The following is a 12,493-nucleotide window of genomic DNA, read 5'->3' as shown; positions in this document are numbered from 1 at the left end:
TTTGACAGGTTCAGCTTCCCGGTCGCCCGAGGTCTCAGCTACTGGCCGGTTCCGGCAGACGCTTGGCAGTGGCTCCGGCAAGAAGGAAACCTTCCGTTTCATTGACCGCTTGACCGTCGATCGTGACCTTGCCGCCTTCGACGGTGATCTTGTGCACCGTGTCGTCGATGGTCAGCTCGGCGGTAAAGCCATCCCAATCGGTCGGCAGCGCCGGATTGACGAACAGCCGGTCGCCCTGGCGGCGGATGCCGAGGATGCCCTCGGTCGCCGCACGGTAGAGCCAGCCCGCAGAACCCGTATACCAGGTCCAGCCGCCGCGGCCGGTATGGGAACCGTGACCATAGACATCGGCCGCGACCACATAGGGTTCGACGCGATAGGTCTCGGCCGAGTCGCGGTCCAGCGCATGGTTGATCGGGTTCAGCATCTGGAAGCACTTCCAGGCATCGTCGCCCCGCTTCAGCGCTGCCAGAGCCAGCACGACCCAGATCGCCGCATGGGTATACTGGCCGCCGTTTTCACGAACACCCGGCGGATAGGCCTTGATATAGCCCGGATCCTTGCGGGTATCCTGGAACGGCGGCGTAAACAGGCGGATGATGCCGGCCTGGTTGTCGACGAGCTTTTCGAGCACCGCATCCATGGCCTGGGCGGCACGTTCCGGATCGCCTTCGCCCGAGAGCACGCTCCAGGACTGGGCAAGCGAGTCGATGCGGCATTCGTCGCTGGTGCTCGAGCCGAGCGGTGAGCCGTCGTCGAAATAGCCACGGCGATAATAGGTGCCGTCCCAGCCGGCCTTTTCAAGCGCCTGCTTGAGCGTCTCGATATGATCCGTCCAGCGCTGGATGCGCTTCTTGTCCTTGCGGGCTTCCGCATAGGGCAGGAAGTTGCGCAATGCTGCGGCCAGGAACCAGCCGAGCCATACGCTCATGCCGCGGCCGCCGATGCCGACGCGGTTCATGCCGTCATTCCAGTCGCCGCCGAGGATGAGCGGCAGGCCCTTGTCCCCGGTGCGCGTGATCGCCAGGTCCAGCGCCCTTGCCGCATGCTCGTAAAGGGTGGCGGTCTCGGTCGACACCGTCGGCTGGAAGAAGGAGTCGTGCTTGTTCTTTTCGAGAACCGGACCATCGATGAACGCCAGCTCCTCGTCGAGCAGCGATGCATCGCCGGTTACCGAGACATACTGATGGATACCGTAGGCGAGCCATACGACGTCGTCGGAGATCATCGTCCGGACGCCGGCGCCGGAGCCGGGCAGCCACCAGTGCAGCACATCGCCTTCCCTGAACTGCCGCGAAGCCGCATTGACGATCTGGCGGCGGGCGAGCGACGGCTCGTGCACCAGGAAGGCCAAGGTATCCTGCAGCTGATCGCGGAAGCCGAAGGCGCCGGATGCCTGATAGAAGGCGGTGCGGGCCATGATGCGGCAGCCGAGCGCCTGGTAGGGCAGCCAGTGGTTGACCATGTTGTCGAGCGACTTGTCCGGCGTCGAGATCTTCAGGCGGCCGGTAAAGCCGGTCCAGAAGTCGCGGTTCGCCTCGAGGATCGGAGCGAACTCCTCCCCGCGCAACTGGGCCGCCAGCGCCTGAGCCTCTTCCTTCGTATCGGCATCGCCGAGATAGAAGGTCACCGTCCGCTCTTCGCCCGGCGCAAGCTCGATGTCGTAGGCGAGCGCCGCGCAGGGGTCGCCGTCGAGATCGAGAGCGTTGCTGAGCGCGGAAGCGGACATCACCGCCGCCGGCATCTGGACCGAACCGAAACGGCCGATGAATTCGCGGCGGCTCGCCGTGAAGCCGACCGGCGTCTCCTTCATGCCCATGAAGGCGAAGCGGCGGTAGTCGATGCTGTAGGAGTTGGTGGCAAAGAGCGTCCCCGTTTCCTCGTCGCGGCTGGAGAGAATGAACGGGATGGAGCGGGCCGGATTGGCGCCGAGCAGCCATTCCACATAACCGTAGACGCGCAGCCTGCGGGTTTCCGAACCGCCGTTATGGAGGAGGATGGACGAGACCTTGGCCGCCCGTGTCCTGTCGACCGTCTGGGTCAGCCTGATCTTCAGGCCTTCTTCTTCGCTCGAGAAAACGGAGTAACCAAGGCCATGTCGGGCCTCGAACTTGACCTCCGGCTTGCGCGACAGAACCGCGAACGGCGTCATGACAGCGCCGTTATCCCGGTCAGCGATATAGAATGCCTCGCCGGGGCGGTTGATGACCATGTCGTTGGTCCAGGTCGTCAGCTGATAGTCGCGGGAGTTCTTGGCCCAGGTGAAGCCTGAACCTTCCGCCGAAATGTGGAAGCCGAACTTATCGTTGGAGATGATGTTGATCCACGGCTGCGGCGTCGACTGGCCGCCGTGCAGGCGCACCACATATTCGCTGCCGTCCTTGGTGAAACCGCCGAAACCGTTCCAGAAGTCGAGATCCGCCGGTGCCTCGATCGGAGCCGGAGGCTGGAAGATCTCGCCGTTCAGCAGCGGACGACGATCGACCTCGATCTGCTGGTCCTTCGGCGGCGCGAAGATCGTTGCCGTGCGGTTGAGCTGGTCGCTGATCTTGCCGTTGCGGGCGTGCAGAACCACGCGGGATGCGGCGATCAGGCCTTCCGAACCTTCGTCATCCATGATGTCGCGGCGCAGCGAGAATACGTGCTGGCGCTGGCCTTCCTGCTGGCTGAGGCGGCGGGCGCTCTCGGAGAGATGTTCGAGCGCCTGCTGCATTTCCTGCGCGTAGGAGGCCGCCCGCTCGTTGAAGATCACGAGATCGGTGACGACGCCGCGCGAGCGCAGATATTCCTGGGCGCTCATCGCTTCCTTGGCGACCGGCATGTCGTTGTCGTCGTTGATGCGCAGCGTGAAGATCGGGAAGTCTCCCGAAACAGACGAGGGCCAGAGCGACGACTGCTGCTGCATGCCGGCGTGGATGGTCGCCTGGTCGGCGCGCAGCTGCATGTCTGGATAGATGAGATAGCGCGCCAGATGCTGGAACGCGGCCGCATCCTGCGACGAGACGCCGAGATGGCGCATCTGCACCTGCGTGCGCGTCCAGGCCTGCGTGAGCTCGGTCTGGAAGGCATCCGGATGGCGATAACGTTCGATCGCCTGATCGAGCTCCTCGCGCTTGGGCGCTGCGATCGTCCAGAAGATGACGCTCACCTTCTTGCCGGCTGGCACCCGTACGACGCGGCGCAGCGACAGGATGGGATCGAGCGTGAAGCCGTCTGTACCCGACAGCGTCGCGCCGGGATCGAAGGCTGCAGCTTCCGAAAGCGTGCGGCCGCGGCCGAGGAACTTGCGGCGGTCGGTCTCAAATTCGGTCGGGCGAGCCGAACCGGCATTGTCGGCGGCCAGATGGGCGATCACCATGTCCGGCTCGTTCGGCGCGCGCTTGTTACGCCATGCACGGATGACGTCGCCGCGGCGGCCGATTTCCGTGCGAACGAACATCCGCTGGAAGACAGGGTGGGCGTTGTCGTCGTCCTCGGTGGTCAGCACGGGCTCCATATAGGAGGTCACTTCAATGAAGCGATCCTCGGTACCCATGTTGAGCAGCGTCAGGCGGCGGCCTTCGGCATCGTGTTCGCTGGCGACGATGCACTCGACCGTGCTCGTGAGGTCGCCGACGGTCTTGTGGAATTCCGCCCGTTCGTCGGAGAAGATCGCCCTGGTCTTCTCGCCTTCGATACGGCGCGGCTCGGCGGTGGCAGACCACCATTCGCCGTTCGTGGTGTCGCGCAGGAACAGGAACTGGCCCCAGCGATCTTCGGTCGGGTCGGGCTTCCAGCGGGCGACAGACAGTCCGTTCCAGCGGGAGTATCCCGAGCCGGTCGCGGTCAGCATGACCGAGTAGTGACCGTTGGAGAGCAGCGCCAGCTCCCGGTCCTTGGTGGCCGGGTTGGTGATGGTGCGGATTTCCGAGCGCAACAGTTCGCCCTGGCCCTTGCCGGGGGTTTCTTCGTGCTTGGCGCTCATCACCGGAATATCGCGCGGCGCCTTTTCCTGCAGAAGCAGTTCGGCAGCCTCGATGGTCGGGTCGGAATGGAAGAGCTCGCGCAGCAAGCCGTTCATCACGACGTTGGCGATCGCGGCGATCGACATGCCGTGGTGGTGGGCATAATAGTTGAACACCACCGCATAGCGCTTGCCTTCCGGCACGCGGGTCGGCGTGAAATCCACCGCGTCGTAGAAGCCGAACACCCCGAGCGCTCCGAGCGAGCGTAGTTCTGTGAGGTTTTCCGAGGCGGCGATCGGGTCGTACTGGCTGGCCAGGATCGACGCATAGGGAGCGATGACGGCGTTCTGCCCGAGACCGCGCTTGAGGCCGAGCGTCGGCACCCCGAAGTTCGAATATTGATAATACATCTGATGGTCGAGAGCGTTGAACGCCGCTTCCGAGATGCCCCATGGCGTGCCGAGGCGGCGGCCGTGGTTCATCTGTTCCTTCACGATCAGATTGTTGGTCTGGTTGAGAATGCCCCCCTGGCGCTCCTGCATGACGAGCGGCGGCATGAGGTATTCGAACATCGAGCCGGACCAGGATACCAGGGCGCCTCGCGCACCGATCGGCACCACCTGGCGGCCAAGCTTGTACCAGTGCTCGGTCGGCAGGTCGCCCTTGGCAATCCCGAACAGGCTGGTCAGACGCGCTTCGGATGCGAGCAGGTCATAGCAGGCTTCGTCGATCTCGTTGGTTTCGACACGATAGCCGATCGACAGAAGGCGGCGCTCCTTGCGGAACAGGAAGCTGAAATCCATCGCGAAAGCGAGGCGGCGGGTTCGGTCGCGCAACACGCCGAGCCGCTCCCGCAGCGATTCGATATTGGCATTGTCGAAGACGCTATCGGCGATATGCGCCTCGCAGGCGGCGACGAGAGACGCCGTCCAGCGGGTAACTTCGTCGCTCTGCGCCGAACGGACTTCCTGGTCGAGGTTGACCGCGAGCTTCTGGATGTCGCGGGCAAGCACGGCGAGGTTGATGATCCGGATCGAGGCGAATTCATGCTCGCGCTTCACCGCGGCAAGCGCGTTGCCGAAGCCGACGATACGTTCTTCCAGACGGCGACGCAGCGGGCGCACGGTCTTGCGGTCGTCCGGCAGAGCCTTCAGCGTTTCGGCCAGAATGCCGCAAACGTCGCCGATGCCGTCGAGATTGCCCTGAAGGTGCGCGGAAGGAGCCTCGGCCCAGATGCGCAAGGCCGACGAGATGGCGATCAGATGGCCGGCGAAGTTGCCGCTGTCGACCGACGAGACGTAGCGAGGCATCAGCGGCTGCAGCGTGTCGGTATGATACCAGTTGTACATGTGGCCGCGGAACTTGTCGGCTCTTTCAACCGCCGAGATCGTCTGCTCGATGCGCTCGATCGTGTCGGTGAAGCTGATCCAGCCGAAATGCCGCGCCGAGATCGTCGACAGCAGATAGACGCCGATATTGGTCGGCGACGTGCGCTTGGCGATGACCGGGTTCGGCTTCTCCTGGAAATTGTCCGGCGGCAGGTAGTTCTGCTCCGCGGTCACGAAGGTCTCGAAATACCGCCAGGTGCGGCGGGCGATCTTGCGCAATTCGACCGACACGGGCTCCGGCACGAACAGCCGGTCTTCGGTCTCGGCCGACTGGCTGACATACCAGGCGACGAGCGGTGAGAATATCCACAGCACGGCGAACGGGATGCCGACCAGGAACGCGTTGTCGCCCGGCATGGCCGCCAGGATGATGCTGAGCACGGCGATCGCCGGCGCATGCCACATCGTCTTGTAATAATCCTGCGGGCTCCCTTGCGCGCTTGACTGGATCGACGCGGCGGTGCGCCATTCCAGCATCAGCTTGCGACTGAAGAACAGACGGTAGAGAGACCGGGCGATCGCATCGGTCATGATGCAGGCGGAATCCGCGATGAAGACGACGCGGAGCGCGACCTGCGCATTGGCGGAACGCATGTCCGACCAGACCGAATAGAAATGCGCGCCCGGAACGATGTCGGTGGAGCCCGGCAGGAGGCCGGTGACCAGGCTGAGGGTCGGCGCGACGAACAGCGAGAAGATCAGCAGGATCTGCCAGATCAGCGCGCCGAGCGGATCCATGAAGTACCAGCCGAGCACGGAAGCGAAGAACCAGGCGATCGGGGTCAGCGATCGGCGCAGGTTGTCGACCATCTTCCAGCGGCCGAGCGCGGTCACGCCGCGCTTGGGATCGAGGATGTAGGGCAGGAGCTGCCAATCGCCGCGGGCCCAGCGATGCTGGCGCGAGACTTCGACCTCGTAGCGGACCGGGAAGTCCTCGACCAGTTCCACGTCGGTGACGAGAGCGCAGCGTGCGAACGAACCTTCGAGAAGGTCATGCGAGAGGACCGAATTCTCGTCGATCCGGCCCTTGAGCGAGGCCTCGAAGGCATCGACGTGATAGAGGCCCTTGCCGGTGAAGCTGCCTTCGCCGGTCAGGTCCTGATACACGTCGGAGACGGTGAAGACGTAGGGGTCGAGACCGCGGCCTACGGAGAAGACGCGCTGGAAGACCGAAGCTTCCTTGCCGGTCGTCAGCGACGGCGTCACGCGCGGCTGCATCAGACCATAGCCGTGGATGACGCGATTGGTTTTCGGATCGAGCACCGGCTGGTTGATCGGGTGGTGCATCTTGCCGACGAGCTTGGTCACCGCATCGCGCATCAGGCGGGTATCGGCATCGAGCGTCATGACGTACTGGACGTTCGGCGGAACGGTGTTGGCGCCCGTAAGATAGCTGGTATCACGATCGCCACGCAGCAGCATGTTGAGCTCATGCAGCTTGCCGCGCTTGCGCTCCCAGCCCATCCATGCGCCTTCGGCGGGATTGAACAGGCGGCGGCGATGCAGCAGATAGAAACGCACCCTGCCGTCTTCTCCATACTTGGCGTTGAGCGCCGCGATCTCGCGCTTCGCATAGTCGAGGATTTCGAGATCGGTATCGGTTTCCTCGAACTTGCTGTCGCGCCAGTCGCTGAGCAGCGAGAAATAGATCTCGCCATGCGGATTGGCGAGATAATGGACTTCGAGGTTGCGGACGAGTTCGTCCACGGTGTCGCGGTCGGTGATCAGGCAGGGTACGGCAACCAGCGTCCTGGCCGCTTCCGGAATGCCTTCCTTGAATTCGTAGCCGACCAGCCGTGCCGGCCTGACTACATAGGTCACCAGCGTGTTGAACAGGCCGGTTGCGCCTTCGGAAGCCGGCAGCGCAAACATCAGCAGGAAGAAGAAGACGACCGGCAGCGGAATATCCGCCTGCACCAGGAACCAGCCCGCAATCGCCATCGCGAGAACGGTAATGAGGATGACCGGGCCGGCGATTGCAAACCAGTTGAGGCGGCGGACGAGACGGACAACCTTCTGGACGAACAGCAGATTGTAACCGACTGCCGCTTCCAGCTCCCGGCGGCGACGGCCGACGACGAAGGCGCCGACATTGGTCTCGCGCGGATCGGCATTTTCTTCCGCCGACGCCTTTTCGGCGAGCTGGATGGCAGCTTCCGCAACCTCGGCCTCGCTCTTGCGGGAGCGGCGGGCAATCTGTTCGATACGGTTGCGATAGGCGTTGCGCGAGCCGAAATCGAGCGCCTGATAATCGGTGCGCAGGCGGAAGATCTTGTCGATCTGCGAGACGTCTTCGAACCAGACGCTCCACTCCGTGTCGTCGATCTCGCGCAGGCTCTTGATGATGTTGCCCATCGTCACGTTGCCAGACGAAAGGCGGTTCTGCTCGGCGAGCATCACCTCTTCGACGTCGGTGCCCGCCTGTTCGAGACGCTGCTCGAGCCAGGCGACGGCAAACCCCGATGTCTGCGAGGCGTTGCGAAGGCGATAGAGGAACTGTGCCGTGAACGTATTGTCGTTCGTCAGGCTCTCGATGCCCTTCAGGACATCGGCGCTCGCCTCCTCGTTATTGAGACGGATGATCTCGTCGGCCGTCTCGTTGGCGCGGCGGCGCATGTTGCGCGAGCGATCGACGCGGGTCGCGATGCGGCGCAGGTTCTCGATCAGCACGAAACGGATGAACGAGGGCAGCGCCCAGAGTTCGCCGATCTCGAGCGGTTCCTTGACCTGGAAACCCTGGACCATGGCGGCCAGCGCCTCGCGGGAAACGCTGCTGTGCGTATGGGCGACATAGAGCCAGGCGAGCACCAGCACACGCGGCAATTCCTGGCCGCCGACCGTCATCGTGGGCAACTGGCGGAAGAATTTTTTCGGGAAGTCGCGGCGGACTTCCTGGATCGCCTCTTCGGCGATGTAATAATTGTCGAGCAGCCATTCGGCGGCGGGCGTGATCGACGCGCCGGCATCGACGTCGGTCGCAGTCGCCCGATAGACCCGCAGGATTTCCTTCTCGTTTTCATGATGCCGCTTGAAGAACTCGAACTCCATCAGGCCCGGCAAGCTGGGCGTGCCCTCCTTGCCGAGTTTCTCGCCGCATTCCCGCAATGCATCGATGTTGAAATAGGTCGAGCGGATCGAATCGTTGTGATCGATCTGCTTGGCTTCGGTTTCGCGCGAGGAAGCTGACGGCGGAGTGTGAAATGACATGGATACGGGCTTCTGCTGAAAACTCTGAGGGGTTTGTCGGCCTCGCCTTACTCGGCCTGCATCGGAAGCGCCAGTCATCATTTGGATTATGGTGACCGGCAGGATGCAAGCCCGCGAGGATGGGAAATAGAGAGCAGTCCGGATATTGCAAATGACTGACTGGAATCTATTGCTCACTTCCTGCGGATTGACACATATTCCGGCTCTATCGAGCCTAGCCTGAATGAAACCTGAACGGAAGCAGGCCCTTGATAATTCGAGGAATTCCGCACTTGCGCAACAGGCGCGCCAGAACGTCTTGCGGCAACCCAACCGAGCAAAATTTAACACCGAGGGTTACCTTCCAAGGGCCGCGCTGCTATTCATCTCATGACACAAGGGCGATCTCGTCGTGCCCCGCAACCAATCCAATCGAACTTTCGGTGTTTTGAGCAATGACGATCCAGTTTTCCAATGACATGGCCGATGTGGTGGCCACTCGCCGTTACCTTCATCAATATCCGGAGCTCGGCCTGTCGGAGTTCAACACATCCGATTTCGTCGCCAGGCAGCTCACGGACCTCGGATATGAAGTCACCCGCGGCCTCGGCAAGACGGGCGTTGTCGCCACGTTGAAGAACGGCACCGGCGGCCGGTCGATCGGCATCCGCGCCGATATGGACGCACTGCCGATCGAGGAAGAGACCGGCGCCGAATATGCAAGCAGGAACAAGGGCCTGATGCATGCCTGCGGCCATGACGGCCACACCGCGATGCTGCTGGGTGCCGCTAAAATCCTTGCCGAGAGGAAGAATTTCGACGGCACGATCCATCTGATCTTCCAGCCGGCGGAGGAGAATTTCGGCGGCGCCAGACTGATGATCGAGGACGGCCTGTTCGAGCGCTTCCCATGCGATGCCGTGTTCGGCCTGCACAACGATCCCAGCCTCGCCTTTGGGCAGATCGGCGTCAAGGAGGGCCCGATGATGGCGGCGGTCGACGAATGCCGCATCACGGTCAATGGCCACGGCGGCCACGGCGCCGAGCCGCAGGATACGTCGGATCCGATCGTCTGCGGTGCGAGCATCATCATGGCGCTGCAGACGATCGCCTCGCGCAACATCCACCCGCTCGACCAGATGGTGATCACCGTCGGCGCCTTCCATGCCGGCATGGCGAGCAACGTCATTCCCGAGCGGGCGGAAATGCTGCTCACCATCCGCTCCTTCGACCCGGACGTCCGCAACGAGCTGGAAAGGCGCATCCGGATGGTCGCCGAAGGCCAGGCCGCCAGCTACGGCATGAGCGTCACGCTCGATTACAAGCGCGGCTACGAGGCGACCGTCAACCACAAGGCGGAAACGGATTTCGTCCGCGATCTCGCCCGTCGTGTCGTCGGCGAGGACAAGGTCGTCGACCTGCCTCGCCCGTCCATGGGCGCCGAGGATTTCGCCTATATGCTGGCCGAGCGGCCGGGCACCTATTTCCTGCTCGGCACCAGGCGCACCGACAAGGATCCGCCGCTGCACCACCCGCGTTTCGACTTCAACGACGACGCACTGCCGATCGGAACGAGCTTCTGGGTGGAGCTTGCCGAAGCCTATCTCCCGGCGAAATAGTCCCTTAAACGAAAACACCTCCCGGGCAGCAAGGCGCGGGAGGTGTTTTCGGTCTTGGGGGACCAAGCCCGAATTTCAAAAGGCGAAGCCTGAAGGCCTCAGGGGAAAAGGCCGAGTGTCACGGCGCCGACGAAGATGAAGGCTGCCGTCACCAGGACGGTATTCGCCGCCCATTGCCATTTGCCCGCGATACCGCGGTTTGCGAAAGACCGTGTCTGATGCTCAATATGACGCATTGGATGTCTCCCGGGTTCTGCTCTCGCCCTTTTCGGACGTTCGGCTTATCCTAGCTTATCTCTACCAAGCCGATAGAGATAATGTTCCAAGCTGCCACCAGTTCCGTAGAAAATCCTTTTTTCTTAACGGCCCATCCGGGTGTTTAACGGTTTATTATACCCAAGCCCCTTGCGAGCCCTTCAGGCGCCGAAACGATCCAGCGCCAAACGGAAGATATCCGGGTCGATATTGCCGCCCGAGCAGACGGCAATCACCGTATCGCCCAGCGTCTCTCCATGGAAAAGAGCGGCCGCCAATGCCACCGCGCCACCGGGTTCCACGACGATCTTCAGCCGGCTGAAAGCAAGCGCCACCGCATGCAACGCTTCGTCGTCGGTCACCACGAGACCCGCGCCGCAAAGCCGCGACATGATCGGGAAGGTGATGTTGCCGGGCTGCGGCGTGACGATCGCATCGCAGAGCGAGCCGCCCTGGGTCGCATTGCGCTCGATCTTTCCGGAGGCCAGCGACCGCGTCACGTCGTCGAAGCCTTGCGGTTCGCAGGGGTGGACGACAAACTCCGGCGCCTTGGCGTTCAATGCCAGCGCGACGCCGGAAATGAAGCCGCCGCCGCCCGTCGGCACCAGCACGTCGGCCTTCTCGATGCCTTCCTCCCTGGCCTGTTCGGCGATTTCGAGCCCGGTCGTGCCCTGGCCGGCGATCACCAGCGGCTCGTCGAACGGCTTGATCAGCGTCAGGCCGCGCTCCTGCGACAGCCGCGCGCCGATCACATCGCGATCCTCGTTGAGGCGGTCATAGAGCACGACGTCGGCGCCATAGGCGCGGGTATTCTCGATCTTGATGCGCGGCGCATCGGACGGCATGATGATCACGCTCGGAATGCCGTGCATCCTCGCCGCCAGCGCCACGCCCTGGGCATGGTTGCCCGACGAGAAGGCGATCACGCCCTTGGCCCGGACGTCGGGCGACAGCGCCGAGATCGCCGACCAGGCGCCGCGAAACTTGAACGAACCGGTGTGCTGCAGGCATTCCGGCTTCACGAAGATGCGTCGCCCGGCGATGTCGTCGAGGAAGGGCGAGGACAATAGCGGGGTGCGACGCACGTGACCATCGAGACGGGCACGGGCGGCTTCGATCATGGCGATATCGGTCATGCGGGGAATTCCGTTTCGGAGGGGCGAGGCGGTGAGGCCGCAAACCTATCGGCGGTTTCCGTTTCGGTAAAGACCGGAAAAGGATCGGCTCAGCCGGCTTCCGCGCCTTGGGACAACGGCAGGGAACCGAGCTTCACCACCGCCTTGATGGGCAGGTGGTCGGACGCAAGCCGCGCAAGCGGGCTGTCATGGGTTTCGACGGCATCGATCAGCCCGGGCTGGTTCGCCATGATGCGATCGAGGGCCAAGACGGGCAGGCGCGACGGAAAACTCGGCACCGCAGCCGGGAGACCGAACACGGTCGCAAGCGTATTCAGGGAAGAGCGGTCGCCAAGCCGCCATTCGTTGAGGTCGCCCATGAGCACGGTCGGCTGCTCGTCACGCGAACGCAGAATGTCGAGGATCATGCGGGCCTGCTGCTGACGCGAACGGTTGAGCAGGCCGAGATGGGCCGCGATGATCCGAAATGCGCTGCCGTCCTTGAGTTCCAGTTCGGTGATCAAGGCGCCGCGCGGCTCGAGCCCCGGCAGCTTGACCTGATGAACGTCGCGCACCAGGCCTTCGCGAAAGAGGATCACATTGCCATGCCAGCCATGCGCCTTGGCGACACCGGAAACCGGCACCGGGAAAAGCCCCGTCTCCCGCTCCATCCACGCGAGGTCGAGCAGGCCACGCCGCTCGCCGAACCGGGAATCCGCTTCCTGCAGCGCGATCACATCGGCGCCGATCTCGCGGATCACATGGCTGGTGCGGGCGGGATCGAACCTGCCGTCGATACCTACGCATTTGTGAACGTTGTAGGAGGCGATCAGCATGCCGTGGCCGCGTTCGCGCCCCTCATGCGTTCCGGCGCCGCGGTTCCTTCGAGCCCGGATGGAAGCCAGAATGCTTTTTGGAAGATTGGGACGTTTTTCCCGCATGGTTCTTTTGACTATTCGCCGATCAATGAAATTTATAGGGCAAGC

The 12,493-nt window shown here is 63.0% G+C and carries 5 protein-coding genes; 1 reads left to right on the top strand and 4 read right to left on the bottom strand.

The window, feature by feature from the left end:
- Positions 1-34 precede the first annotated feature (34 nt).
- A complete protein-coding gene (locus tag C5J26_RS22515) occupies positions 35-8,539 on the bottom strand; it encodes a GH36-type glycosyl hydrolase domain-containing protein (protein ID WP_105403816.1) in 8,505 nt (2,834 codons plus the stop codon).
- Between the two features lie 434 nt (positions 8,540-8,973).
- Here C5J26_RS22515 and C5J26_RS22510 point away from each other — a divergent pair, with 434 nt between their 5' ends.
- Entirely contained in the window at positions 8,974-10,137 is a 1,164-nt protein-coding gene (locus tag C5J26_RS22510; RefSeq protein WP_245441242.1) for a M20 aminoacylase family protein, read from the top strand.
- 98 nt (positions 10,138-10,235) lie between these two features.
- Here C5J26_RS22510 and C5J26_RS32845 read toward each other — a convergent pair whose 3' ends face one another.
- The 3 genes from C5J26_RS32845 to C5J26_RS22500 form a co-directional block, all read right to left on the bottom strand.
- Complete coding sequence (locus tag C5J26_RS32845; protein ID WP_172746018.1) at positions 10,236-10,373, bottom strand: hypothetical protein; 138 nt, start codon at positions 10,371-10,373, stop codon at positions 10,236-10,238.
- Positions 10,374-10,553: 180 nt separating this feature from the next.
- A complete protein-coding gene (locus C5J26_RS22505) occupies positions 10,554-11,528 on the bottom strand; it encodes a threonine/serine dehydratase (RefSeq protein ID WP_105403815.1) in 975 nt (324 codons plus the stop codon).
- Positions 11,529-11,617: 89 nt separating this feature from the next.
- Positions 11,618-12,448: an endonuclease/exonuclease/phosphatase family protein gene (locus tag C5J26_RS22500; protein WP_046637333.1), complete on the bottom strand. Its 831-nt coding sequence runs from the start codon at positions 12,446-12,448 to the stop codon at positions 11,618-11,620.
- Positions 12,449-12,493 lie beyond the last annotated feature (45 nt).

It is taken from the genome of Neorhizobium sp. T7_12 (genome assembly GCF_002968535.1).
Classification (GTDB): Bacteria; Pseudomonadota; Alphaproteobacteria; order Rhizobiales; family Rhizobiaceae; genus Neorhizobium; species Neorhizobium tomejilense.
This window is presented reverse-complemented; position numbering and strand designations above follow the sequence as displayed.

Excerpts from the sequence above, each read along its gene's own strand:
- C5J26_RS22510 (WP_245441242.1), top strand. The coding sequence starts at position 8,974 with ATGACGATCCAGTTTTCCAATGACATGGCCGATGTGGTGGCCACTCGC.
- C5J26_RS22505 (WP_105403815.1), bottom strand. The coding sequence starts at position 11,528 with ATGACCGATATCGCCATGATCGAAGCCGCCCGTGCCCGTCTCGATGGT.
- C5J26_RS32845 (WP_172746018.1), bottom strand. The coding sequence starts at position 10,373 with ATGCGTCATATTGAGCATCAGACACGGTCTTTCGCAAACCGCGGTATC.
- C5J26_RS22500 (WP_046637333.1), bottom strand. The coding sequence starts at position 12,448 with ATGCGGGAAAAACGTCCCAATCTTCCAAAAAGCATTCTGGCTTCCATC.
- C5J26_RS22515 (WP_105403816.1), bottom strand. The coding sequence starts at position 8,539 with ATGTCATTTCACACTCCGCCGTCAGCTTCCTCGCGCGAAACCGAAGCC.